The 22,170-nt window shown below is 69.2% G+C and carries 20 protein-coding genes and 1 riboswitch; of the genes, 10 read left to right on the top strand and 10 right to left on the bottom strand.

The annotated features are described in order from the left end of the window. The first annotated feature begins 10 nt into the window (after positions 1–10). From D6860_RS21135 to D6860_RS21125, 3 genes are all read left to right on the top strand, one after another. Positions 11–1,045 carry an ABC transporter permease gene (locus D6860_RS21135; protein WP_076623141.1) on the top strand — a complete coding sequence of 345 codons (1,035 nt, stop codon included), beginning with the start codon at positions 11–13 and terminating at the stop codon, positions 1,043–1,045. Between the two features lie 91 nt (positions 1,046–1,136). After that, positions 1,137–2,087: a D-ribose ABC transporter substrate-binding protein gene (locus D6860_RS21130; RefSeq protein ID WP_076623142.1), complete on the top strand. Its 951-nt coding sequence runs from the start codon at positions 1,137–1,139 to the stop codon at positions 2,085–2,087. A gap of 144 nt (positions 2,088–2,231) precedes the next feature. Beyond that, positions 2,232–2,687 (top strand): GFA family protein, encoded by a 456-nt coding sequence (locus D6860_RS21125; RefSeq protein WP_017468707.1) that lies wholly within the window; start codon positions 2,232–2,234, stop codon positions 2,685–2,687. Between the two features lie 53 nt (positions 2,688–2,740). On the opposite strand, the gene fba is transcribed toward D6860_RS21125, so the two are convergent. The 4 genes from fba to D6860_RS21105 all read right to left on the bottom strand — a co-directional run bounded on the left by fba (position 2,741) and on the right by D6860_RS21105 (position 6,078). After that, the gene (gene fba / locus D6860_RS21120) at positions 2,741–3,775 is read right to left on the bottom strand and encodes a class II fructose-bisphosphate aldolase (RefSeq protein ID WP_017468708.1); all 1,035 of its coding nucleotides are present in this window, start codon (positions 3,773–3,775) and stop codon (positions 2,741–2,743) included. 5 nt (positions 3,776–3,780) lie between these two features. Next, positions 3,781–4,749: a class 1 fructose-bisphosphatase gene (locus D6860_RS21115; RefSeq protein WP_076623143.1), complete on the bottom strand. Its 969-nt coding sequence runs from the start codon at positions 4,747–4,749 to the stop codon at positions 3,781–3,783. Positions 4,750–4,833: 84 nt separating this feature from the next. Continuing rightward, on the bottom strand, positions 4,834–5,295 hold the full coding sequence (locus D6860_RS21110; protein ID WP_017468003.1) for a D-erythrulose-4-phosphate isomerase: 462 nt from the start codon (positions 5,293–5,295) through the stop codon (positions 4,834–4,836). A gap of 15 nt (positions 5,296–5,310) precedes the next feature. Further along, positions 5,311–6,078, bottom strand: coding sequence for a triose-phosphate isomerase (locus tag D6860_RS21105; RefSeq protein ID WP_017468002.1), 768 nt, complete (start codon positions 6,076–6,078; stop codon positions 5,311–5,313). 135 nt (positions 6,079–6,213) lie between these two features. Between D6860_RS21105 and tkt the strand changes: the two genes are divergently transcribed. Next, positions 6,214–8,220 carry a transketolase gene (gene tkt / locus D6860_RS21100; RefSeq protein ID WP_076623144.1) on the top strand — a complete coding sequence of 669 codons (2,007 nt, stop codon included), beginning with the start codon at positions 6,214–6,216 and terminating at the stop codon, positions 8,218–8,220. A 135-nt stretch (positions 8,221–8,355) separates the two neighbouring features. On the opposite strand, the gene D6860_RS21095 is transcribed toward tkt, so the two are convergent. Then, positions 8,356–8,829 (bottom strand): 6,7-dimethyl-8-ribityllumazine synthase, encoded by a 474-nt coding sequence (locus tag D6860_RS21095; protein ID WP_076623145.1) that lies wholly within the window; start codon positions 8,827–8,829, stop codon positions 8,356–8,358. A gap of 70 nt (positions 8,830–8,899) precedes the next feature. Continuing rightward, positions 8,900–9,076: riboswitch (FMN riboswitch) on the bottom strand. A gap of 59 nt (positions 9,077–9,135) precedes the next feature. Next, positions 9,136–11,025, bottom strand: a complete 1,890-nt coding sequence (locus D6860_RS21090; protein ID WP_076623146.1) for an elongation factor G — start codon at positions 11,023–11,025, stop codon at positions 9,136–9,138. Positions 11,026–11,245: 220 nt separating this feature from the next. Between D6860_RS21090 and eutB the strand changes: the two genes are divergently transcribed. Both eutB and D6860_RS21080 read left to right on the top strand, forming a co-directional pair. Then, positions 11,246–12,256 (top strand): hydroxyectoine utilization dehydratase EutB, encoded by a 1,011-nt coding sequence (gene eutB / locus D6860_RS21085; RefSeq protein WP_076623147.1) that lies wholly within the window; start codon positions 11,246–11,248, stop codon positions 12,254–12,256. After that, positions 12,249–13,229, top strand: coding sequence for a cyclodeaminase (locus tag D6860_RS21080; RefSeq protein WP_076623148.1), 981 nt, complete (start codon positions 12,249–12,251; stop codon positions 13,227–13,229). Before eutB ends, D6860_RS21080 begins: the two co-directional genes overlap by 8 nt. 18 nt (positions 13,230–13,247) lie before the next feature. Here the strand turns inward: D6860_RS21080 and D6860_RS21075 are convergent, their stop codons facing one another. The 4 genes from D6860_RS21075 to D6860_RS21060 all read right to left on the bottom strand — a co-directional run bounded on the left by D6860_RS21075 (position 13,248) and on the right by D6860_RS21060 (position 16,994). Next, positions 13,248–14,750, bottom strand: coding sequence for a PhnE/PtxC family ABC transporter permease (locus D6860_RS21075; protein ID WP_076623149.1), 1,503 nt, complete (start codon positions 14,748–14,750; stop codon positions 13,248–13,250). Beyond that, positions 14,740–15,402 (bottom strand): ATP-binding cassette domain-containing protein, encoded by a 663-nt coding sequence (locus tag D6860_RS21070; protein ID WP_017469105.1) that lies wholly within the window; start codon positions 15,400–15,402, stop codon positions 14,740–14,742. Before D6860_RS21070 ends, D6860_RS21075 begins: the two co-directional genes overlap by 11 nt. Further along, positions 15,399–16,259 carry a putative selenate ABC transporter substrate-binding protein gene (locus tag D6860_RS21065; protein ID WP_076623150.1) on the bottom strand — a complete coding sequence of 287 codons (861 nt, stop codon included), beginning with the start codon at positions 16,257–16,259 and terminating at the stop codon, positions 15,399–15,401. Before D6860_RS21065 ends, D6860_RS21070 begins: the two co-directional genes overlap by 4 nt. 159 nt (positions 16,260–16,418) lie before the next feature. Beyond that, complete coding sequence (locus D6860_RS21060) at positions 16,419–16,994, bottom strand: TetR/AcrR family transcriptional regulator (protein ID WP_076623151.1); 576 nt, start codon at positions 16,992–16,994, stop codon at positions 16,419–16,421. Positions 16,995–17,480: 486 nt separating this feature from the next. Here D6860_RS21060 and D6860_RS25375 point away from each other — a divergent pair, with 486 nt between their 5' ends. The 4 genes from D6860_RS25375 (at position 17,481) to D6860_RS21045 (ending at position 22,156) form a co-directional block, all read left to right on the top strand. Beyond that, the gene (locus tag D6860_RS25375; protein WP_164845657.1) at positions 17,481–17,657 is read left to right on the top strand and encodes a hypothetical protein; all 177 of its coding nucleotides are present in this window, start codon (positions 17,481–17,483) and stop codon (positions 17,655–17,657) included. Between the two features lie 291 nt (positions 17,658–17,948). Then, positions 17,949–19,397 (top strand): hypothetical protein, encoded by a 1,449-nt coding sequence (locus tag D6860_RS21055; RefSeq protein ID WP_076623152.1) that lies wholly within the window; start codon positions 17,949–17,951, stop codon positions 19,395–19,397. A gap of 10 nt (positions 19,398–19,407) precedes the next feature. Next, positions 19,408–20,484 carry a caspase family protein gene (locus D6860_RS21050; protein WP_076623153.1) on the top strand — a complete coding sequence of 359 codons (1,077 nt, stop codon included), beginning with the start codon at positions 19,408–19,410 and terminating at the stop codon, positions 20,482–20,484. Then, entirely contained in the window at positions 20,471–22,156 is a 1,686-nt protein-coding gene (locus D6860_RS21045) for a hypothetical protein (protein ID WP_076623154.1), read from the top strand. Before D6860_RS21050 ends, D6860_RS21045 begins: the two co-directional genes overlap by 14 nt. Positions 22,157–22,170 lie beyond the last annotated feature (14 nt).

The raw sequence follows: 22,170 nt of genomic DNA, 5'->3' as shown, positions 1-22,170 counted from the left end.
GGAGGCCGTCATGGCGGATACATCCACAACGAAACCCGCAGGCGGTGGCATGAACATGAATATCGGCAAGATCCTTCTCGAAGGCCGCGCCTTCTTCGCGCTCGTGGCGATCATCATCGTCTTTTCCATCCTGTCGCCGGTCTACTTCAGCGTCGGCAACTTCCTCATCATGTCGAGCCACGTGGCGATCTTCGGCCTGCTGGCCATCGGCATGCTGCTGGTGATCCTGAACGGCGGCATCGACTTGTCGGTGGGCTCGACGCTGGGCCTGTCCGGCGTCATCGCCGGCTACCTGATGCAGGGGGTCGAGATCCCGGCCGCCGGCGTCATCCTCTACCCGCCGGTCTGGGCCGTGGTCGTGCTGACCATCTGCCTCGGGGCCTTCGTGGGCGCGATCAACGGTGTGCTCATCGCCTTCTTCAAGGTGCCGGCCTTCGTCGCCACCCTGGGCATGCTCTACGTGGCCCGTGGTGTCGCGCTGCTGATGACCAACGGTCTGACCTACAACAACCTCGGCGGCTCCGAGGCGCTGGGCAACACCGGCTTCGACTGGCTCGGCTTCAACCGCATCGCCGGCGTGCCGATCGGGGTGATCGTGCTGGCGCTGGTGGCGCTGACCGTCGGGCTCGTGCTGGCCCGCACCGCCTTCGGTCGCTGGCTCTACGCCTCGGGCGGCAACGAACGCGCCGCCGAGCTGTCGGGCGTGCCGACCCGCAGCGTCAAGGTCTCGGTCTACGTGCTGTCCGGCATCTGCGCCGCCATCGCGGGGCTCGTGCTCAGCTCGCAGCTGACCTCGGCCGGCCCGACCGCGGGCACCACCTACGAACTGACCGCCATCGCGGCGGTGGTGATCGGCGGTGCGGCCCTGACCGGCGGACGCGGCAACGTGCGCGGCACCATGCTCGGCGCCTTCGTCATCGGCTTCCTGAGCGACGGTCTCGTGATCATCGGCGTCTCGGCCTACTGGCAGACGGTCTTCACCGGCGCCGTGATCGTGCTCGCCGTGCTGCTCAACAGCCTGCAATACGGCCGCTCCGGTCGCTGAGAATTCGAGGACGCGGGGCAGGGAGGCCCCGCGCCCGAACACCCCGCCGGATGGTCCGGCAGATTTCAAACCCAACGGGAGGAACCCCACCATGAAACTCACTCGCCGCCTGATCCTCGCATCCGTCGCCGCCCTGCCGCTCATGGCGCAGGCCGCGATGGCCGACGGCCTCATCTCGATCATCGTCAACGACCCGTCGAACCCCTACTGGTTCACCGAGGGCGAAGTCGCCAAGGCCACCGCGGAAGAGCTGGGCTACGACGCCAACGTCGCGGCGCACAAGGGCGACACCAACACCGAGAGCAACCTCGTCGACACCGCCATCACCAACCAGGCCAAGGCGATCATCCTCGACCCGGCGAACGCCGACGGTTCGGTGGGCGCGGTCAAGAAGGCCGTCGACGCGGGCATCCCGGTCTTCATCGTCAACGCCGAGATCAACCAGTCGGGTCTCGCCAAGGCGCAGCTCGTCTCGAACAACGCCCAGGGTGCCGCGCTCGGCGCAATGGCATGGGTCGAGGCCATCGGTGGTGAAGGCTCCTACGTCGAGCTCTTCGGTGCACCGTCGGACAACAACGCGCAGACCCGCTCGAACGGCTTCGAGACGGTGCTGACCCAGTATCCCGACCTCGAGAAGAAGGCGCAGGAAGTCGCCAACTGGGACCGCACCCAGGGTTACTCGAAGATGCAGTCGATGCTGCAGGCCAACCCCGACATCTCGGGCGTGATCTCGGGCAACGACGAGATGGCCCTTGGCGCGATCGCCGCGCTGAAGGAAGCCGGCAAGCTTGACGGCATGATCGTCGGCGGCTTCGACGGCTCGCCCGACGCCGTGGACGCGGTCAAGGCCGGTGAACTGACCTACACCGTGCTGCAGCCGGTCGCGATCTTCGCGGAAGAGGCCGTCCGCCAGGCCGACCACTTCATCAACACCGGTGAACTCAAGGTTGCCGAAGAAAAGCAGCTCTTCGACTGCCTGCTGATCGACGAAAGCAACGTCGACAACTACACCGGCCCGTTCACGCTGGATCAATCCTCCTGATCTCTCCTCCCTCGCGTGACGGGGAAAAGGGGGCCTTAGGGCCCCCTTTTTTGTGTTGGGGCAGGCGTAAAACGGATTGAGGAAGGGCCCGGGCCGGGGCAGGCTGCCGGCGACCCGAGACGGGGCGCGGGGAGACCAGAGAACATGGACAAGATCGCATTTCCGCTCGACGGCACATGCCGCTGCGGCTCCACCCGGTTCCGGATCACGACGGCGCCGATGATGACGGCGGCCTGCCACTGCACCGGGTGCCAGCGCATGGCGTCGAGTGCGTTTTCGCTGACCGCGATGGTTCAGGCCGACGGGTTCGAGGTCCTGGAAGGGGCGCCTGTGCTCGGCGGCCTTCGCGACCCGGACCTGCAGCACAACTTCTGCCCCGAGTGCCTGACGTGGATCTTCACGCGTGTGCCTGAACACGGGATGGTGAATGTCCGGCCGACGATGTTCGACGACCTCTCGTGGTTCGCGCCCTTCATCGAGACCTGCACGAAGACGAAACTGCCGTGGGCGCAGACCGGGGCCGCGCACAGTTTCGAGGCGTTTCCGCCGATGGAGCGTTTCGGCGAGCTGATGGCGGAATACGCGCAGAGCCGTGGCTGAGAAAAAGGCGCGCCCGGGTGGGACGCGCCTTTCGATTGCGGTCGCAGCGGGGGTCAGTAGCGCCCGGCCATCGCCTCGAGCGGCAGCGGCGTGATCCCCGAGGCATGACCGGCGGTGCCGAAGGCCTCGAAGCGGGCCTTGCAGAGCTCCTGCATCAGCGCCTTGCCCTCTTTCAGATACTTGCGCGGGTCGAACTCGTCGGGCGTTTCCGAGAGCACCCGGCGGACGCCGGCGGTCATCGCCATGCGGTTGTCGGTGTCGATGTTCACCTTGCGCACGCCCGAGCGGATGCCGCGCTGGATCTCTTCCACCGGAACACCCCAGGTCGGGCGGATGTCGCCGCCGTAGCTGTTGATGATCTGCTGCAGGTCCTCGGGCACCGAGCTCGACCCGTGCATCACGAGGTGCGTGTCGGGCAGGCGACGGTTGATCTCCTCGATCACGCTCATGGCGAGGATGTCGCCATCGGGCTGCCGGGTGAACTTGTAGGCGCCGTGGCTGGTGCCCATCGCGACGGCCAGCGCATCGACGCCGGTGTCCTTCACGAACTGCTCGGCCTCGGCCGGATCGGTCAGAAGCTGCTCTTCCGAGAGCTTCTCGGTCGCGCCGTGGCCGTCCTCCTGGTCGCCCATGCCGGTTTCCAGCGAGCCCAGCACGCCGAGTTCGCCCTCGACCGAGACGCCGCAGGCGTGGGCCATCTCGGTCACGCGCCGGGTGATGTCCATGTTGTAGGCGTAGTCGGCGGGCGTCTTGCCGTCAGCCAGCAGGGAGCCGTCCATCATCACGCTGGTAAAGCCGTGCTGGATCGCCGTGGCGCAAGTGGCCAGATCGTTGCCGTGGTCGAGATGCATGCAGACCGGGACCTCGGGGAAGGTCTCGACCAACCCGTCGATGAGCCGCGCGAGCAGCTTGTCACCGGCGTAGCTGCGGGCCCCGCGCGACGCGGCGAGGATCACCGGAGCGTTGGCCTCGCGGGCGGCGGACATGATGGCAAGCCCCATCTCCATGTTCGAGATGTTGAAGGCGGGCACGGCGTAGCCATGCTCGGCGGCATGGTCGAGAAGCTGGCGAAGGGTGATGCGGGCCATTGGGGTCAGGTCTCCTGCGCGATGTAGCGGGCGATGGTGTCCACCTCGTCCGTGGCGCCGAAAACCAGCGCGACGTTCTCGTGCGGGGTGGCGGGGACAAGATCGAGGATGCGGCGGGTGCCGTCGGTGGCGCGGCCGCCGGCGGCTTCGATGAGCAGGGCGATCGGCACCGCCTCGTAGGCGAGCCGCAGCCGGCCACCCTCGTAGCCGGGGCGCCGGTCGGCGGGGTAGAGGAAGGCGCCGCCCTTGAGCAGGATGCGGTGCAGCTCGCCCACGGCGGCGGCGAGCCAGCGCATGTTGAAGTCGCGTCCGCGCGGGCCGTCCTTGCCGGCGCGCAGGTCGCGCGCCCAGGCCTGCAGGCCGGGCGACCAGTGGCGCTCGTTCGAGGCGTTGTAGGCGATGCTCGAGGTGGTGGGCTTCAGCGTCACGTCGCGGGCGGCCATGCGGAAATCCTGCCCGTCGAAGGTGGCGATCTGCACGCCCTCGCCGGTGGTGTAGCCGAAATCCAGCGAATGGCCGAAGGAGGCGTAGCCTGCCGCCACCGCCTCGGAGCCCTTGCGGGCGAAATCGGCGGGGCCCGTGGGGTAGATCACGAAGAGCATGCCCAGCGGTGCGCCGATGCCGATGGAGCCGGAGCCGTCGATCGGGTCGATGGCGATGTCCCAGGCGCCGTTCGGGTCGATGGTCTCGACCGCCTCGGCTTCTTCCGAGAGCATGTGCCGCACGCCGCAGCCGTGCATCTCGGCAAGGATGTGGTCATGCGCCCCCACGTCGAGCGCCTTCTGCGCGTCGCCGCTCTCGTTGTTGCCCACGAGCGCGGCGGGGTCCCCCGGCAGCTTGCCGGCGGCAAGCCGGGCGGCGATGGCGGGCAGGGCGTGCGCAAGCGCGCCGATGATGCGGCCGACGCCGTCTTCGGGCAGGCAGGCCGGCAGGATGGCCGCCGTGGACAGGCGGTCATTGGGCAGGGTCAGCATGTGGGGGATACCTCGGGGGCAGATGGGTCGCCCGGGAGAGGGCAGGAGGAAGGCCCGGCGCCGGAAGACGCCGGGCCGGACCGGTTACGCCTTGTTGTACTTGGCGTCGACCTCGTTGATGGCGTTCACGTTGCCTGCCGACTTGCCGTTCGGATCGAACGACGCGCTCAGGAAGGCATCCGCGATGTCCTTGGCCAGTTCGGGCCCGATCACGCGCGCACCCATGGTGATGATATGCGCGTTGTTGGACGTGGCGGCCTTGCCGGCGGAATAGGTGTCGTGGGTCTGCGCCGCACGGATGCCGGGGATCTTGTTCGCCGACATGCACACGCCGATGCCGGTGCCGCAGCACAGGATCGCCTTGTCGTAGGTGCCGTCCATCACGGCCGAGGCAACGCGGTCGGACATGTTGGCGTAGAACGCATCGGGGCCGTCTGCCGACAGCGACACGTCCGACACCTCGTAGTCGGGGTTCTGGGCGAGATACTCGGCCAGGACCTTCACCAGCGGTTCGCCCGCGCTGTCACCTGCTACTGCAATCTTCATCGTGGAATCCTCCAATCAGTCTTGTGCCCCGAGCACTGCACCGCAGCGCGCGAGAATGTCGAGGTAGCCGGACACGTCCCAGGCAGAGCGCCCGATGAACAGCCCGTCGATATGTGGGCAGGCGATCAGCTCGGCGCAATTGCCCGGGTTGACCGACCCGCCGTAAAGGCAGGGAATGCGCCGCCCCAGCACGTCTTCGGCGACGGCGATGATCTCGGCCTGGCGCGCGTCCGCATAGTCGGACGTGGCCGGGATGCCGTTCTCGCCGATGGCCCAGACCGGTTCGTAGGCAAGCCAGATCTCGGCGCCTTTCTGGTCGTCCGAGAGCTTCGAGAGCGCGCCGCGCACCTCGCGTTCGAGCACCTCGGCGGCGCGGCCGCCCTCGCGGTCCTCGAGCGTTTCGCCGATGCAGATCAGCGGGATCAGCCCGTGGCGCACGGCGGCCTCGGTCTTGAGCCCGACGGTCTCGTCGGTCTCGCCGAAATGCTCGCGGCGCTCGGAGTGGCCGAGCTCGACGACATCGAGGCCGCAATCGGTGAGCATCGGGGCCGAGACCTCGCCGGTCCAGGCGCCGGCATCGGCCCAGTGCATGTTCTGCGCGCCGACCTTGACGGGACGCCCGTCCAGCGCCGCCTTCACCTCGCGCACGGCGGTGAAGGGCGGGATCACGAAGCTCTGGATGTTGTCGTCGAGCGTGGCCTGCGCCAGCCCGTCGGCCCAGGTCATCGCCTCGGCGAGCGTCTTGTTCATCTTCCAGCTGGTGCCGATCCAGGCCTTGGGCATCGGTGAGTCTCCCTGATTTCTCGACAGTACACTTAACATCTCCAAACCATGATTCAACACAAAAAATGTGATAATGTGATTTTATCTTGTTAAGTTTTGGGAGGCGAGTTAGCGTGCCGGCAACAGGAGGACATCATGCTCGACCAGACATTCGTTTCCCAGAAAGCCGCCATCGACCCCGACAACTTCGCGCTTGCGAACTGCCTGCGGGCGCTGGCAATCGACGCGGTGAACGCCGCGAACTCCGGCCACCCCGGCGCGCCCATGGGCATGGCCGACGCGGCCACCGTGCTTTTCAGCAAGCACCTGAAATTCGATGCCTCGGCCCCCGACTGGCCCGACCGCGACCGCTTCGTGCTGTCGAACGGCCATGCCTCGATGCTGCTCTACGGTCTTCTGCACCTCACCGGTTACGAGGACATGACCATCGAGCAGATCCGCAACTTCCGCCAGTGGGGCGCGATCACCGCCGGCCATCCGGAGTGGGGCCATGCCAAGGGAATCGAGACCACCACCGGCCCGCTCGGGCAGGGCATTGCCACCGCCGTGGGCATGGCGCTCGCCGAACGCGCGATGGCCGGTGAATTTCCCGGCCTCGTCGATCACCGGACATGGGTGATGCTGGGCGACGGCTGCCTGCAGGAAGGCATCGGGCAGGAGGCGATCTCGCTCGCCGGGCACCTCGGCCTCGGCAAGCTCAACGTTCTCTACGACGACAACGACATCACCATCGACGGGCCGACCTCGGTCAGCTTCTCCGAGAACGTGCCGGCGCGGCTCGAGGCCTGTGGCTGGCACGTGATCCGCTGCGACGGCCACGACGCCGCGGCGCTCGACAAGGCGATGACCGAGGCCAAGGCCGAGACCTCGCGCCCCACGCTCATCGCCATGAAGACGGTGATCGGTTTCGGCGCGCCCAACCGCGCCGGCACCGCCAAGGCGCACGGCTCACCGCTGGGCGAGGAAGAGGGCGCGCTTGCCAAGGCCGCGCTCGGCTGGGATGCCGCCCCCTTCGATATCCCGGCGGATCTGGCCGACGCATGGAAGGCCATCGGCGCCCGTGGCGCGCAGGCCCGCGCCGAGTGGGAGGACGCGCTCGCCGCCTCCAACCATGCCGACACCTTCCGCAGCCGCATCGCCGGCGAGCTGCCCGAGGGCTACGAGGCCGCCGTCACCGAGGCCCGCAAGGCGCTGTTCGACGCGCCGCAGAAGGTCGCCACCCGCAAGGCCTCGCAGATCGCGCTGGAGAGCCTGACGGCGGCGGTGCCCGCGATGATCGGCGGCAGCGCCGACCTGACCGGCTCGAACCTGACGCGCGTCCCGGCGGTCGACACCACCTTCACCGCCGAGACGCCGGGCCGTTACATCGGCTACGGCGTGCGCGAGTTCGGCATGGCGGCAGCGATGAACGGGCTGGCGCTGCACGGCGGTCTGCGGCCCTACGGCGGCACCTTCCTGGTGTTCTCGGACTACGCCCGCAACGCCATCCGCCTTTCGGCGCTGATGGGTCTGGGTGTCACCTACGTGATGACACATGATTCCATCGGTCTCGGCGAGGACGGGCCGACGCACCAGCCGATCGAGCACCTTGCCTCGCTCCGGGCCATCCCGAACCTCAACGTCTTCCGTCCCGCGGACGCGGTCGAGACGCTCGAGGCCTGGGATCTCGCGCTGCGCACGCCGGGCACGCCGGCGCTGATGGCGCTGTCGCGGCAGGGCGTTCCGCAGCTGCGCGAGGCCGGCGACGAGAACCTCACCGCCCGTGGTGGCTACGTCATCCGCAGCTACGGCGACCGGCGCGACGTGACGCTTCTGGCCACCGGCACCGAGGTGTCGCTGGCGGTCGAGGCTGCCGAGGCCCTGCACGCCGACGGCGTGGGCGTGGCGGTGGTGTCGATGCCCTGCTGGGAGCTCTTCGATGCCCAGCCCGAGGCCTACAAGGCCGAGGTCCTGGGCGATGCGCCGCGCATCGCGGTCGAGGCGGCCTCGCCCTTCGGCTGGACCCGCTACGTGGCCACCGAGGACGACGTGATCGGCCTGCGCGACTTCGGCGCCTCGGCCCCGGCCGAACGCCTCTACGACGAGCTGGGCATCACCCGCGATGCCATCGTCACCAAGGCCCGCGTGATGATCGCGGACTGAGATCGCCGGCCACGGCAACGCGAAAGGGCCTCCGGAACATCCGGGGGCCCTTTTCTCATCCTCGCGCGCGGGATGGCACGGCGCGCTGTCGCCGTAGGGTGGGTTTTAAAACCCACCCTTGGACGGCGAGACGGCTCAGCCGTTCACCACGGACAGCTCGGCGCCGGGCATCTCGATGTCGAACACGCCGCGCACGGCGTTGGCCGCCTCGGCCCCCTTGCCGACGAAGTGCTCGCGGAAGAAGGCGTTGTGCGCCTCGGTTTCCTGGTAGTTGTGCGGCGTGAGCGAGACCGAAAACACCGGAACCTCGGTGGTCATCTGTGCCTCCATGAGGCCCTTCACCACGGCGTCGGAGACGAAATCGTGCCGGTAGATGCCGCCGTCCACGACGAAGGCGGCGGCGATGACGGCGTCGTAGCGGCCCGAGGCGGCGAGCTTCTTGGCAAGCAGCGGCATCTCGAAGGCACCGGGCACGTCGTAGGCATCGACGGTGGCGCCGGGCAGCACGCGGGCGGCCTCGGCAAGGAAGCCCTCGTGCGCGCGGTCGACGATGTCGGCGTGCCAGCGCGCCTTGATGAAGGCGATACGGGTCTGGTTGAAGTCGGTCATTGCGGAACCCTCCGTTGATCACAAAAGGTCCCAGAGCTTTCGCCCGCACGGGCGCGCAGGCGCCAGCACGATACGTCTCTTCCATCCGGACTTTCACCGTCGGCCCCGGAATTCCACCGGATCTGCTTGACCCCTTCCTCTGCCACGCGGGCCCGCGCCGGGTTGCCCCGTCCGGACCTGCGTGCGCGAAGGGCGCTCGCGGGCTGTCACCGCCGGTGGGGAATTTCACCCCGCCCTGAGAACGCCGGCACCATTACCGAAACCGCCCGGCGGCGCAAGAGGCGCGATGCGGCGAGCTGCTGTGCGTCAGCGCACCGGTTCGTAATGGTCGAGCGCAGAGCCCACCCATGCCGTGCCGCGCGCGCTGCTGCCGAGCGCCTGCGTCAGCGGCTCTTCGGCGCCCATCGGCAGAAGCGCGTTCACCACGTCCCAGCCGGTCAGCTCCGGGTGATTCTCGATGCCCTGCAGCTGCCCCTTCAGGCCGCTCACGATCTGCACGACATCGCCCGAGAAACAGCCCGGCGCATGGATCTGCACCCGCAGGATCGGCTGCAGCACGTGGGTGCCGGCTTCCTGCAGTGCCTCGCGGGCGGCGTTCCGCCCGGCGGTGCGAAATGCGAAGTCCGAGCTGTCGACGGAATGCGCCTTGCCGTCCTTCAGCACCGCGCGGACATCGACAACCGGGTGCCCGGCAGGCCCCTCCGCCAGAGCCTCGCGGACGCCGGCCTCGACCGCCGGGATGTAGTTGCGGGGCACCGCGCCGCCCTTCACGGTCTCGGCAAAGGCAAAGCCCTCGCCGGGTGCGGCAGGCGAAAGCTCCAGCACGACATCGGCGAACTGGCCGGCACCGCCCGACTGCTTGCGGTGGCGGTGGTGGATCTCGACGGAGCGCCGGATCGTCTCGCGCAGGGACGGCGGTGCCGCGTTGCAGGTGACCGCGATCCCGAAGGTGTCGGCCAGGGCGCCCACGATCCGGCGCTCGTGCTGCGGGCCGTGGACGCCGATCACGAGGTTGCCGCTGCCTGCGGTCTGCGAGACGGTCAGCCCGGGGTCGGTCTCGGCCAGCCGCGCCAGCGCACCCGGCAGCTTGTTCTCGTCGCGCTCGTTCACCGGCGTCACGACGCGTTTCAGCGCCGGCGGATGCGGCGCGGCCCAGTCGGGCAGGGGCTCTGCGTCCTCGGCGCCCATCAGCGTGCCAAGCGCGAGGTGGTCGCTCTTGATCGCGAGGCCGACCTGTCCGGGGGCGAGCCCGGCGAGCTGCGTTCGTGCGTCGAGGCCGACCAGCCCGCCGATCCCGTCCCCGGCCAGCCGGTTGCCCGGTGCCACGCCGTCGGAGAGCGCGCGCACCAGCACCGCCTTGCCGATATGCTTGAGCGTGTCCGCGAGGCAGCCCGCCGCGACCACGTCGTCGCCAAGCCCGAGCCGGGCACGCAGCGCATCGACCTGCGGCACCTCGTGGCGCAGCGTCTTCATCAGCCGGGTGAGCCCGTTGCCGTGCTTCGCCGAGCCAAGCAGCACCGGCAGCAGGTCGTGGTGCTGCACCGCGCGGGTCGCCACGTCGTAGAGCTCGTCGGTCGGCGGGCGCTGGTCCTCGATGATTTCCTCGAGCAGGTGGTCGTCGAAATCGGCCAGCGATTCCAGAAGCTCTGTGCGGGCCGCCGTCTCGCGCGCCTGCATCGCGGGCGGCAGTTCCACCAGCTTCGAGCGTTCGCCCTCGCGGTATTGCCACGCCCGTTCCGAGATCAGGTCGACCGCGCCTGTGATCGTCTCGCCGTCGCGTAGCGGCACCTGCCGGAGCACGATGCCATGGGCGCAGTAGGGCTGCAGCGCGGCGATGATGTCGCTCACCCGGTCGCTGGCCTGGTCCATGCCGTTGACGAAGACGAAGCTCGGCACGCCCGAGGCCTCGAGGATCTGCAGGTAGGGCGCGCAGAGCACCGCGGCATCGGCCTCGGCCGGCAGGCAGAGAAGCGCCGCGTCGCTCGCCGCCAGTGCGGGCCCGATCTGCGGCGCGGTCTCGGGGCCACCGGGCACGTCGAAGAGCGCCCAGTCATCGCCCATGAAGGAAAAGGTGGTGACACTCGTGCCGCCGGTGGTCGCGAGGGTCGTTCCCTGCCCCCCGTCGAGTGTGGAGAGCGCCGCGATCAGCGTTGATTTTCCGGAGTTGGATGGTCCGACGACCGTGAGAGCGCGCATGTGACTGCCTCCCTGTGCGTGTCAGCCATGGTCTGCCTTCCCGGACCGTGCGTCAACTGGGCGAATTGTCCCGTGGGGTCGATGGCCAGACCCGGCGGAGCGACGTTCGAGGCGGCAATCTTCAGCGAATGGTTGTTTCTGTCGTGAATGTCGGCACCCGCGAGCGGTCTCTTTCGGCAAGGCGGTTGAAGTCCCCGGCGGTGGCGTCGACAGTGGCTTCATGACCGACCGGACTGCCCTGACCCTCGCCGACGTCCTTGCCGCCTCGTGCACCATCCGCGACGTGGTCGAGACAACGCCGCTGGTGCCCTCGATGCTCGGCCCCGAGCTTGGCGGAGAGCTCTGGCTGAAGCTCGAGATCGCCCAGCCCATCGGCGCGTTCAAGCTGCGTGGCGCTGCGAACGCCATCGCGCGGCTGCCCGAGGGGGCGGCGGGCGTCACCTGCTGCTCCACAGGCAACCATGGCCGGGGCGTCGCCTACGCCGCCGCGCGCAAGGGCGTGCGGGCGGTGGTCTGCATGTCCGAGCTGGTGCCGCAGGCCAAGGTCGACGGCATCCGCGCGCTGGGGGCGGAGGTCCACATCCGCGGCCGCTCGCAGGACGAGGCGCAGCGCGAGGCGTCGCGGCTCGTGGCCGAGGAGGGGCTCGTGGATATCCCACCCTTCGACGATGCGCATGTCATTGCCGGGCAGGGGACCATCGCGCTCGAGATGCTGGCGGCGAAGCCGGAGCTCGACACCCTGCTGATCCCTCTGTCGGGCGGTGGTCTCGCTGCGGGCATGGCGCTGGCCGCCAAGGCGATCAAGCCCGACCTGCGCATCGTCGGGATCACCATGGACCGGGGCGCGGCGATGCAGGCGTCGATCCTTGCCGGTCAGCCCGTCGAGGTCGAGGAGATGCCCTCGCTCGCCGACAGTCTCGGCGGTGGCATCGGGCTCGAGAACCGCCACACCTTCGCGCTCTGCCGGGATCTCATCGACGAGATCGTGCTGGTCAGCGAAGACGAGATCTACCGCGCCATGCAGTCCTTTTATCGCGCCGACCGGATGGTGGCCGAGGGCGCCTCGGTCGTGGCCATCGCGGCGCTGCAGTCGGGCAGGCTGGCACCCTCGGCCCGCATGGGCACCGTCGTCACCGGTCGCAATGTCGACATGGAGCAATTCACCCGGGTCGTCACCGGGCAGGACGTCACCCTGGGTGACGTGACCGTCAAGGGAGGCCATCATGCCTGATATCCGCATCCTCACCGAAGCCCAGCTGCGCGACGTCGTGGCGCTCGACCGCGAGACGGTCGACGTGATCGAGAACGGCTTCCGCGCGCTTGCCGGCGGTGGCGTGGTGATGCCGCCGGTACTGTCGATGGCGATCGAGGAGGCGCATGGCGAGGTCGACGTCAAGACCGCCTACGTGCCGGGCTTCGACGGCTTTGCGCTCAAGGTCTCGCCGGGCTTCTTCGACAATCCGAAGATCGGGCTGCCGTCGCTGAACGGCCTGATGATCCTGCTGTCGGCGACGACCGGGCTGGTGCAGGCGGTGTTCCTCGACAACGGCTACCTTACCGACATCCGCACGGCGGCAGCGGGCGCCGTGGCCGCGCGGCACCTCGCCCCCGAGGACCTGGCAGTTGCCGGCGTGCTCGGCACCGGGGTGCAGGCGCGGCTCCAGATGCAGGCGCTGCATCTCGAACGGCCCTTCGACCGCTGCCTCGTCTGGGGGCGCGACCCGCAGCGCGCGGCGGCCTGTGCCGCCGACATCGCCGCCGCGACCGGCGCCTCGGCCGAGGTGATGACCGAGATCGCGCCGCTGGTGAAGCAGAGCCAGCTTGTCGTGACGACCACGCCCGCGACCGAGCCGCTGATCACCGCCGACATGCTGCACGGCGGGTTGCACATCACGGCGATGGGCTCGGACCAGGGCGGAAAGACCGAGATCGCCCCCGAGGCGTTGGCGGCGGCAGACCTCTACGTCTGCGACCGGGTGAGCCAATGCGCGCTGATGGGCGAGCTGCGCGGGGCGCGCGCGGCAGGGCTCATGGCCGGGGACCCGCCCGAGCTGGGGGCCGTCATCGCGGGGCAGGCCCCGGGGCGCAGCGACCCGCGGCAGGTCACCATCTGCGACCTGACCGGCACCGGGGTGCAGGATACCGCGATTGCCTCGCATGTGGCGGCACGGCTCGGCGAGGCGGGGACGGTGATCCACGCCTGAAGCGCCCGAGCGGGGCGGTCAGCAGCAGTCGTCGCGCATCCGCCGCTTCTCGCCGAGATTGGTGCGGCGGCGCAGGCTGCGCGACACGCGGTCCACGGCCGCGGTCAGCAGCCCCGTCGCCACCAGCAGCACCATCGCCCGGTCGAGCCGCAGCTCGGCCATGGCGCTGTCGATGTAGAAGCCGAGCGTGGCGATTCCGAGCAGCCCCATGACGGCGGTCTCGCGCAGGATGATCTCCCAGCGGTAGAGGCAGAGCGCGATGAACGGCCCCGAGAGCCGGGGCGCCAGTTCCCACCCCCAGAGCGTGAGCCCCCTCGGCGCATCACGGCGCAGGGTGGGCACCAGTGTTTCGCCCTCGCGGCCCAGCAGATGCGCGATGATGGCTCCGTTGTGCAGCGCCAGCGCGAGGATCGCGGGCAGCATCGAGGGGCCGAAGACCTGCAGGAACAGGTAGGCCAGCATGTATTCCGGGAAGCTGCGCAGCACCACGAGCAGCAGGTGCCCCGCCGCGCGGCCCACCCGCGAGGTCACGCGGGGCACGATCAGCCCGAAGCCCGCGAAGGCCAGCGCACCGGTCAGCGCCAGCGCGATCTGTGCCACCAGCACGGTGGCGATCAGGCCGGGCAGCATCTCGTCGGAGGCGAGCGGCCACAGCCAGTCGAGCAGCGCGGCACCGTCCCAGCCGTCGCGCAGCGGGGCGGGCACGATGTCCTGCGTGAGAAAGCGCATCAGCGCGCCCGAGCCCATCGGCGGGCTCTGGATCAGCGACAGCGAGATGGCCGAGGCCAGCACCCAGAGCGGCGCGAGCACCGGCCGCATCCACAGCCGCACCGAGGCGATCAGCACGACGTAGCACACCATGATGGCCGAGGCCGCGCCGTAGTCGCCCATCCGGAAGAAGCTGTCGAGTTGGAAGCCCAGCGTCGGCAGGCCCACGAAGCCGAGCACCGCGCTGGCGCGCATCCCGCATTCGAGCCGGTAGAGCGTGTAGTATTTCATCGCCGACAGCGCCAGCGGGGCGCGGGCATAAAGGAACCGCGACAGTGCATCGGTGCGCGGCGGCAGCACCTGCGCCGGGCGCGGGTCGGCCTCGTCGAGCTGCTCCGAGAACACCTTGGCGAAGATGCCGGCATAGGGCAGCGCGATGGCGAGCACCCCGGTGATCGGCGCAATGCCTAGGATCTGCATCAGCACCAGCGCCCAGAACAGCTCGTGCACCGACCGCAGCGCGATGCAGAGCCAGCGCACGGCGCGCAGGTGGTAGAAGGGCGCCAGCACCAGCCCCGCCGAGGCGCCGGCGGCGACACCTGCCACCGCGAAGGCAATGGTCAGCCAGATCGCGCGGCCGATCTCCTCGACGGCGCTGAAGTCGGGACGAAGGAAGCCCGAGAGCATCCGCGCCAGCGCCGCGCCCGCGTCGTGATTGCCAAGGCTCAGGTCGGCAAACGGCAGCGCCAGCAGCGCCAGCGCAAGGAACAGCGTGACGACGCGCGGCCGGGTCCAGGTCGTTTCAGCGGGCATAGAGCGCGGCGATCTCGGCATCGCCCACGGTGTCGGCCGGCGCATCGAACAGGATGCCGCCTCGCCGCAGTCCGACCAGCCGTGTCGCGATGCGACGGGCGAGACCGACATCGTGCAGCGCCAGCAGCGCGGTCTCGAAGCGCGCGCGGGCCTGGTCGAGAAGCGCCGCCGCCTGGGTCTCGTCGACCGCCGAGACCGGCTCGTCGCCGATCAGCACCGCACCGCCGCGCCACCAGGCTCGGGCGAGCGCAACCCGCTGTTTCTGCCCGCCCGAGAGCGCATGCACCGGGCGGTCGATCTCGTCGGTCAGCCCGACCTCGGCCAGCACCTCGGCGACACCGGAACGGTCGGCGGCGCGGACCCGCAGCAGGTTGCTCAGGTTGTAGAACGCCCCGTGGTCGTCGAGCCGCCCCATCAGCACGTTGCGCAGCACCGAAAGCTGCGGCACCAGCGCGTGATCCTGCGGAACGAGCGCCACGCGGTGCGACACGGCCAGCCGGTCGTGCACCGCGTTCAGCAGCGTGGACTTGCCCGCGCCGCTGCGGCCGAGCAGCACCACCCGCTCGCCGGGGGCGAGCGCAAAGCTCACCTCGGGCAGAACGGCGGTGCGCCCGTAGCCGAGCGTTTCCCTCTGCAGGACCGCCAGGGTCATTCGATCAGGCCGAGCTCCTTGGCGGTCTCCGCGATCGGCTCGAAATCGGCGTTCTGGGCCGGGATGAAGGCCTCGCGCGGGAAGGCGTTCAGCAGCTCCGGATCGTCCATGCCGATCAGCGCGTCCTGCACCTTGTCGGCGAAGCCCTCGCCGAAGGTCGCGTCGACGTCGCCGCGGATCGTCCAGTTGTAGTCGGGGTAGGGCGGGGTTTCCCAGATCACCTTGGCGGTTTTGACCTCGGGAGCGCCTTCCTCGAGCGCCTTGTCGTAGACTGCGAAGTTCAGCGCGCCGACCTGCCATGCGCCCGAGGCGACGAGCCGCAGGGTCTGGCTGTGGTCGCCGGAAAAGCCGACGCGACCGAAGAACTCCTCGGGGGCTTCGCCGGTCTCCTTGCGGATGTGATACTCGGGCATCAGCCGGCCGCTGGTCGAGGTCTTGGCACCGAAGGTGAACGACATGCCGCGCGCCTCTTCGGGGAAGTCGCCCGAGGGCTCCAGCCCGGTTTCGGTGTTGGCGATGAAGTAGCTCACGAAGATCGGGTCTTCCTTGCCCTGCGCGATGGCGCGGGCGTCGGGCACGGCCAGCCGGGCCTGCACGCCGGTGAGGCCGCCGAACCAGGCAAGCTGGATCTGGTTGTTGCGGAAGGCGGTGACGCTGGCGGCGTAGCTCTTCACGGGGACGAACTGCACATCGACGCCGAGCTCGCCCTCGAGATAGTCGGCCACGGCCGAGAAGCGCTCGACCAGGCGGGTCTCGTCCTCGTCGGGGATGGCGGAGAAATAGAGCGTCTGGGCGGAAGCGCCGAGCGCCGAGCCAACCAGCAGCGCGAGGGTCAGGGGGAGCGTGCGAAGTTTCATCAAGCTGTCACCTTCGATAATGTCGATACGTCAAGATCGTGGCCACGGCCTTGGCTCGGGCCTTCGCCGCTGCATTGGGCCATTTCGCAGCGAAGGGCAATGGGGCGATCACCCTGAACCGGGCGCTTCGGGTCGGTCGCGCCCCCGGTGCGGCTACGATCAGCGCGTGGGGTTCAGCCCCTTCAGGAACAGGGCCATCAGGTCGCGCCCGCTGGGTGTCTCGGCGACCGACATCGCCGGGGCATAGGCGATCTCGTGCAGGCTGCATCCCAGCACGAGCGGCGGCGTGTCGAGGGCCAGCCGCTTGGCGACGGCCTCGCCCAGCAGTCGCCAGTGCCGGTCGAGGATCTCGCGCAGCGGCCCGAGCACCTCGGCGTCGTCCTTCTTCTGACGTGCGAATTCCAGCAGCGTGAGGGGCCAGCTTCCGCTGCGGGCGCGCTCGTCGGCCCAGTCGATCAGCAGCGCCTCGATGGCCGGCCGGTCGGGGGCCGCCTCTATGGCGGCGATCAGCCGGTCGACATCGCGCCGGCCCACCGCCTCGAAGACCTCGAGAAAGAGCGCCTCTTTGCAGGTGAAATTGGCGTAGACTGCACCCTTGGTGTGACCGGCCCCGGCGGCGATGGCCTCGAGAGAGGTGGCGGCATAGCCCTGCGCGGCAAACAGCGTTGCCGCCGTCTCGAGCAGACGCTCCCGGGTCCGACGGGCAGTTTCCTTGCGGGTCAATTTCGTGGTCATGGCTCTCGAAAACGTGCGGTCGTCCGGGCTTGTTTTCGTCATACCTGTGAGTATCTGGATACTCAACGGTATCCGAATTGGCTTGCCGTTGGTGTTCGTGACGAGTTTGGGACGGGACTGGCCGGATGCGCTGCAGCCGGTCCGTTCCGCCTCAGTCGGTCAGCCGGCGTTCTTGAAAATCCGGGGGATCGTGATATATAGCGCCTCAGCGGTGATGCCGGTGAAGGACGTGACGATCATGTTCCGCCCGCACCGCCGACTGGCGCTGCCGAAACCGCTTCGTGCATCGGTATCGACGCCTCCGGCTTTCAAACGCCTCCCGATGCGTCTTCGTGACGACACCTGCCCGCGCGCTTCGTGCGGGTCTTTCGCGACCTCTCGTTCTCGCAGGGTCGCCTGTCGGTGTCCGGCCGTGCCGGAGACCGCCGGGAACCGGCTGCATTTGCCGGCCCGGGATCTGACAACAGAATGAATAAGGATACGGACATGACCAAGAATAACGCTCCCCAGAGTTTTCATGCCGCCTTTGCCACCTCGGCCGGGGGCGCGATCTCCGTGTTTTCCCCGCGTGTCGGTGACGAATCCGGCACCGAGGCCGAAACCCAGGCCGATCAGACCGGCGCTGGTGTTGACGCCATGAAGGCGCGCGGCGCCAGGAAGTAAGCTTGCCGCGCGGCGCGTCTGCCCTGCAGTTGCGCCGCATGGCCCGCGCCCGCCGTGCCAGCCTTGGCGCGCCCCGCGCGAAGACATGACCCCGGCGATAGGCCGGACACGCGCCCGGCCTCGAGACCGGGCGTTTTCGTTTCCCGTGGCCCCCCATGCAGAGAGGCCCCGCGCGCCCCATTGTCAGTCGGATGACGCGGCGGAAGGAAACCTCTTTGGCGCAAGCTGTCGCTCTGGTATGCTACCTGAAGACGATTTTTCAGGTCCATTTTCCAGATCGCGGCTTTCGACATGCCCTTTTCCAAGCTGAACTACGTGAACGTGGGGCCGCATGGCACCTTTCGCCGAAGCGGCGCCCTGCACACCACGCCCGAAGACATCGACGCGCTGTTCCGGGCGCTGGCTGACAGCGACGCCCGAAAACTCAGCCTGCATTTTCACGGCGGGCTGGTGAAAGAGGGCCACGGCGAAGCCATCGCCCGCGCCATGCAGCCGGTCTACGAGGCCGGCGGCGCCCATGCGGTGACCTTCATCTGGGAAACCGGCCTGATCGAGACGCTCACGCGCAACCTCCGGCGCATCGACGAGACCAGGCTGTTCCAGAAGCTGGTGCGCTACGTCTTCCGGCAGCTGACCAAGCGGCTCGGGGCCGACCTCTCGGAGCGGGGACCGGGCGAGCCGATGACCATGGCCGAGATCGAGGCCGAGCTGTCGCGGATCGAGAAGTTCGAAGGGTTCGAGGCGACCGCCCGCAGCGGTGCCGAGACACTCGACGAGGCCGAGCTCGAGTTCATCGAGGCCGAGATGGAGACGGAATTCCTGCTCGAGCTGCAGGACGATCCCGAGCTGGCCGAGGGCGATTTCGCCGAGCTGGCCGGGGATGCCCCGCTCGAGCCCACGCTGCGCGAGGCGATGACCGATGTCGATGGCCGTGGCGTGTCGCTCTTCCAGGTGGCGAAATACCTTGCCCGCGTGACCTACCGGGTGCTGAAGCGCTACATCCGCAAGCGCGACCACGGGCTCTATCCCACCGTGATCGAAGAGATCCTGCGGGAGTTCTACCTTGCCGATTTCGGCGCCTGGACCTGGGGCCGGATGAAGGACATCGCCGCCGAGATGTGGCTGCCGAACGGCCCGGTGATCGATGAGAACGCCCATCCCGGCGCCTATTTCCTCGACAAGCTGGCGGCGCATATGGCCAGCCGTCCGGGCTTCACGCTCGACCTGATCGGGCACAGCGCGGGCTCCATCGCGATCTGCGAGATGCTGCGCGCCGCCGAGGTGGCGGGCCGCCGGCCGCCGGTGCGCAATATCGTCTTTCTCGCGCCGGCCTGTCTGACCAGCCTGATGCACCGCGAGATCGTCGCGCACCCCGAGCGGTTCGAGCGGTTCCGCATGTTCACCATGAGCGATGCCTACGAGCAGAAGGACCAGCTTGTGCGCGGGCTCTACACCCGGTCGCTGCTCTACTTCATCTCGGGCGTTCTGGAAGACTCGCCCGACGTGCCCATCGCCGGGATGGAGCGGTTCTGGAGCGAGCCTGCGCTCTTCGACGATCCGGCGCTGACCGAGACGGTCGCGTGGCTCGGCGCGGCGGGCGAGGATCGCGCGGTGCTGTCGGTCACGGCGGACGGCGCGACCGGCGGCCTGACCAGCGCATCGCAGAAGCATGGCGATTTCGACAACGATCCCGCGACGCTCGCGTCCCTGACGCATCTCGTGTCGCAGGCGGTGACCTAGGGGCGGGGCGATGGCGAACCCGCAGCCGCGCGATTACGCCCTTGTCGTCGGGATCGACGACTACCCGCGATACGGCAGCCAGGGCCGCAACCTCAAGGGCGCGGTCCGCGACGCGGGGCGTTTCTACGATTGGCTGACGGATTCCCAGACCGGCGGCGGGCTCGATCCCGACAACTGCCGGCTCATGACCTCGGCCGGCAACCCCTTGGGTCTGACGCAGGCAAGCGTGGATGTCGCGCTCGACGATCTCTGGACGCGGGCGCGCGCCTCGGATGATGGCGGTCGGCGGTTCTACTTCTTCTTCTCCGGGCACGGGCAACTCGTGGCAGGGGCCGACGCGGTGACCTACGCGCAGTCGCTCTGCCTGCCGCACTGGTCGCGGACCATGCCGCATGCCGCTATCAACGCCGACAGCTACGCCGACGTGGTCAAGACCTGCATGCCCTTCGAGGAAGTGGCGATGTTCGTGGACTGCTGCCGGGTGCCCTCGGTCAAGGTGCGGGCCTTCGACAGCTCGGTCGGTTGCAGCCAGCCGCTCGACGGGTTCGACCTGGTGAACCGAATGGCCTTTTTCGCCGCCGAGCCGATGCGCCGCGCCTTCGAGGGCGATTTCGCCGCCGAGGACGACGACGCCGAGCCCGAGGTACACGGGTTCTTCACCACGGCACTGCTCGAGGGGCTCGAGGCGGGCTCGGACCGGCCCGGCGGCGGTATCGGGGCCGAGGCGCTGTGGAAGCACCTCGACTACCGCCTGCCGATGCTCGCCGACGCGCGGGGTCGCCGGCAGGTGCCGCGCCGCGCGCCGCTGCTGTTCTCCGACGACGTGGTCTTCGGGGCGGCGAAGGTCGCCGCGCCCGAGGCGCCGGACGTGCCGAATTTCGAGATCCGCTTCACCGGCGACCGGGTGGGACCGGTCCGCCTGCTCGACGCGGATGCGACCCCGGTGCGCGAAGGCATGCCCGACAGCGGCCCCTGGACCGTGCGGCTGGTGCCGAACCGCACCTACATGCTGGTCGACGACGGCGACGGGACGATGCGCAGCTTCGTGTTCCTTCCGGCGATGGAGGGGCGGCATGACAACTTCTGACCCGACCCACGCGCTGCGGCTGACCGTGGTGAACGACTACACCGGCGCGACCGATTGGAACACGCGGCTCACGCTCTTCGACGGGCACGGCGGACGGGTCGGCGGGGGCGATGCGCCCCTCACGCTTTCGCTGCCGCGCGGGATCTATACCGTGCGCCCGGAGCGTCTGGGCGAGATCGGCCCCGACCAGACGATCCTGCACGAGCGGGCGCAGGAGCTGACGCTTCCGGCGCCACGCCGGCACTCGGCGATGCCATCCCTCGACAGCGCCCACACGCATGAGTTCCTGCAGGCGGCCTCGACGCATTTCAGCCGCGCGCCGAGCTGGGAGAACCCGGATGCGCCCGGCGATGCGCCGCTGCTCATGGTGCTGGTGCGGGCGACCGGCGACGGCGACCATTCGGACGTCGACCCGGCCGAGGGGCTGGCGATCCTGGACGACACCGGCTCCGTGGTGACCCGGTTCGAGCCCGACCGCACCGCGCGCAACGCGGCCGAGGGCTGGGTCGCCTTCTCGGCCCATCTGCCGCCGGGGAACTACCTGCTCGGCCATTTCCGCGGGGGGCGGGCGATGGCGCTGCCGCTGCTGCTGACCCGCAAGCGCTGGGACACGATGGTGTTCGTGCCGCATGAGCGCGGCGCGCGGCTGTCGGCGGCAAGCATCGACATGTGCCCGCGCGGGCAGGGGTACGACCCCGGCGACCTGCTCGCCCAGCAGATCGACGCGGCGATCCAGGGGCTGGGGATGCGGCTCGACCTGCTGCCGGAGGACCTGCGTCTGAGCGCGATCTACGGCAAGTTCGAGCACCCGCTGCTCGGGCTGATCGGCGCGCATGCGCATTTTCTCGGACCGCGGCGGCAGGAGCGGCTCGAACGGGCGGTGCTGCACAACCTCTGGCGCCTGCTCGAGGGGGCGCCGGATGTGGTCGCCCTGCTGCTCATGGCCGACGAACGCGAGCCGGAGGGCATGCCCGCCACCTTGGATGAGCTCAACGCCCGTGCCGAGGCGGCATTCGGCGAGACGCTTGACGCGCGCCTGCCGCTGCGCTTTCCGCCGCTGCTGCGCGGCGGGCTCGATGCCCTCGTGCGGGCGAGCCTCAGGCTGCCGGAGCTGATCGCGCCCGGCTCGTGGCTCGAGGCGGCGGCGAATGCCTCGAGCGCCGAGGGGCCGTGGTCGACATGGGAGCAGCCGGGCCTGCTGCCGGGTCTCTTCGCCGATGTTCCGCCGGTGGTGGTCGTCCGGCCGACGCCGCAGAAGCTCTACCCGGCGATCAAGCGCGCCATCGCCCGCGAGAGCCCGCGCGCCGCCCGCACGATCATCGCCGACGACCGGCTGGGCGATCTGCTCGACGACCCGTCGGCGCGGATGCCGGGCATCCTCGGTCGTGTCGCCCGGGACATGCCCGAGGTGCAGCTGCCGCCGATGCCCGAGGTCTCGGCGCCCGACAGGGTGCGCGACCTGGTGCAACGTCTGCGGGAAGAGGCCCCGCTCAGCGTAACGGTCGGAACTGCAGCCCCGGCCCCGGCGATGATCCCCGACGACAGCCTGCCCGAGTGGCTGGTGACGCTGGTGCGCGAGCGGCAGGACGCCGAGGGCGCTGATTTCGACCCGGTCGCGGTCGCCCGCATGGCCAACGTGCCGCTCTCCACGGTGCGCCGCGCGGTCGAATAGGCCGCCAGTGCCGG

Origin of the sequence: Salipiger sp. D13 (assembly GCF_003703915.1) — a bacterium.
In the GTDB taxonomy this organism is placed as follows: Bacteria; Pseudomonadota; Alphaproteobacteria; order Rhodobacterales; family Rhodobacteraceae; genus Salipiger; species Salipiger profundus.
Note: the sequence above shows the minus strand (reverse complement) of the source record. Positions and strands in the feature narration are given on the sequence as shown.

Coding starts and splice junctions, on each gene's coding strand:
- D6860_RS21045 (WP_076623154.1), top strand. CDS start 20,471: ATGACAACTTCTGACCCGACCCACGCGCTGCGGCTGACCGTGGTGAAC.
- D6860_RS21075 (WP_076623149.1), bottom strand. CDS start 14,750: ATGCCCGCTGAAACGACCTGGACCCGGCCGCGCGTCGTCACGCTGTTC.
- D6860_RS21125 (WP_017468707.1), top strand. CDS start 2,232: ATGGACAAGATCGCATTTCCGCTCGACGGCACATGCCGCTGCGGCTCC.
- D6860_RS21065 (WP_076623150.1), bottom strand. CDS start 16,259: ATGAAACTTCGCACGCTCCCCCTGACCCTCGCGCTGCTGGTTGGCTCG.
- D6860_RS21055 (WP_076623152.1), top strand. CDS start 17,949: ATGCCCTTTTCCAAGCTGAACTACGTGAACGTGGGGCCGCATGGCACC.
- D6860_RS21050 (WP_076623153.1), top strand. CDS start 19,408: ATGGCGAACCCGCAGCCGCGCGATTACGCCCTTGTCGTCGGGATCGAC.
- D6860_RS25375 (WP_164845657.1), top strand. CDS start 17,481: ATGACCAAGAATAACGCTCCCCAGAGTTTTCATGCCGCCTTTGCCACC.
- D6860_RS21090 (WP_076623146.1), bottom strand. CDS start 11,025: ATGCGCGCTCTCACGGTCGTCGGACCATCCAACTCCGGAAAATCAACG.
- fba (WP_017468708.1), bottom strand. CDS start 3,775: ATGGCCCGCATCACCCTTCGCCAGCTTCTCGACCATGCCGCCGAGCAT.
- D6860_RS21135 (WP_076623141.1), top strand. CDS start 11: ATGGCGGATACATCCACAACGAAACCCGCAGGCGGTGGCATGAACATG.
- D6860_RS21080 (WP_076623148.1), top strand. CDS start 12,249: ATGCCTGATATCCGCATCCTCACCGAAGCCCAGCTGCGCGACGTCGTG.
- D6860_RS21105 (WP_017468002.1), bottom strand. CDS start 6,078: ATGCCCAAGGCCTGGATCGGCACCAGCTGGAAGATGAACAAGACGCTC.
- D6860_RS21095 (WP_076623145.1), bottom strand. CDS start 8,829: ATGACCGACTTCAACCAGACCCGTATCGCCTTCATCAAGGCGCGCTGG.
- D6860_RS21060 (WP_076623151.1), bottom strand. CDS start 16,994: ATGACCACGAAATTGACCCGCAAGGAAACTGCCCGTCGGACCCGGGAG.
- eutB (WP_076623147.1), top strand. CDS start 11,246: ATGACCGACCGGACTGCCCTGACCCTCGCCGACGTCCTTGCCGCCTCG.
- tkt (WP_076623144.1), top strand. CDS start 6,214: ATGCTCGACCAGACATTCGTTTCCCAGAAAGCCGCCATCGACCCCGAC.
- D6860_RS21130 (WP_076623142.1), top strand. CDS start 1,137: ATGAAACTCACTCGCCGCCTGATCCTCGCATCCGTCGCCGCCCTGCCG.
- D6860_RS21110 (WP_017468003.1), bottom strand. CDS start 5,295: ATGAAGATTGCAGTAGCAGGTGACAGCGCGGGCGAACCGCTGGTGAAG.
- D6860_RS21115 (WP_076623143.1), bottom strand. CDS start 4,749: ATGCTGACCCTGCCCAATGACCGCCTGTCCACGGCGGCCATCCTGCCG.
- D6860_RS21070 (WP_017469105.1), bottom strand. CDS start 15,402: ATGACCCTGGCGGTCCTGCAGAGGGAAACGCTCGGCTACGGGCGCACC.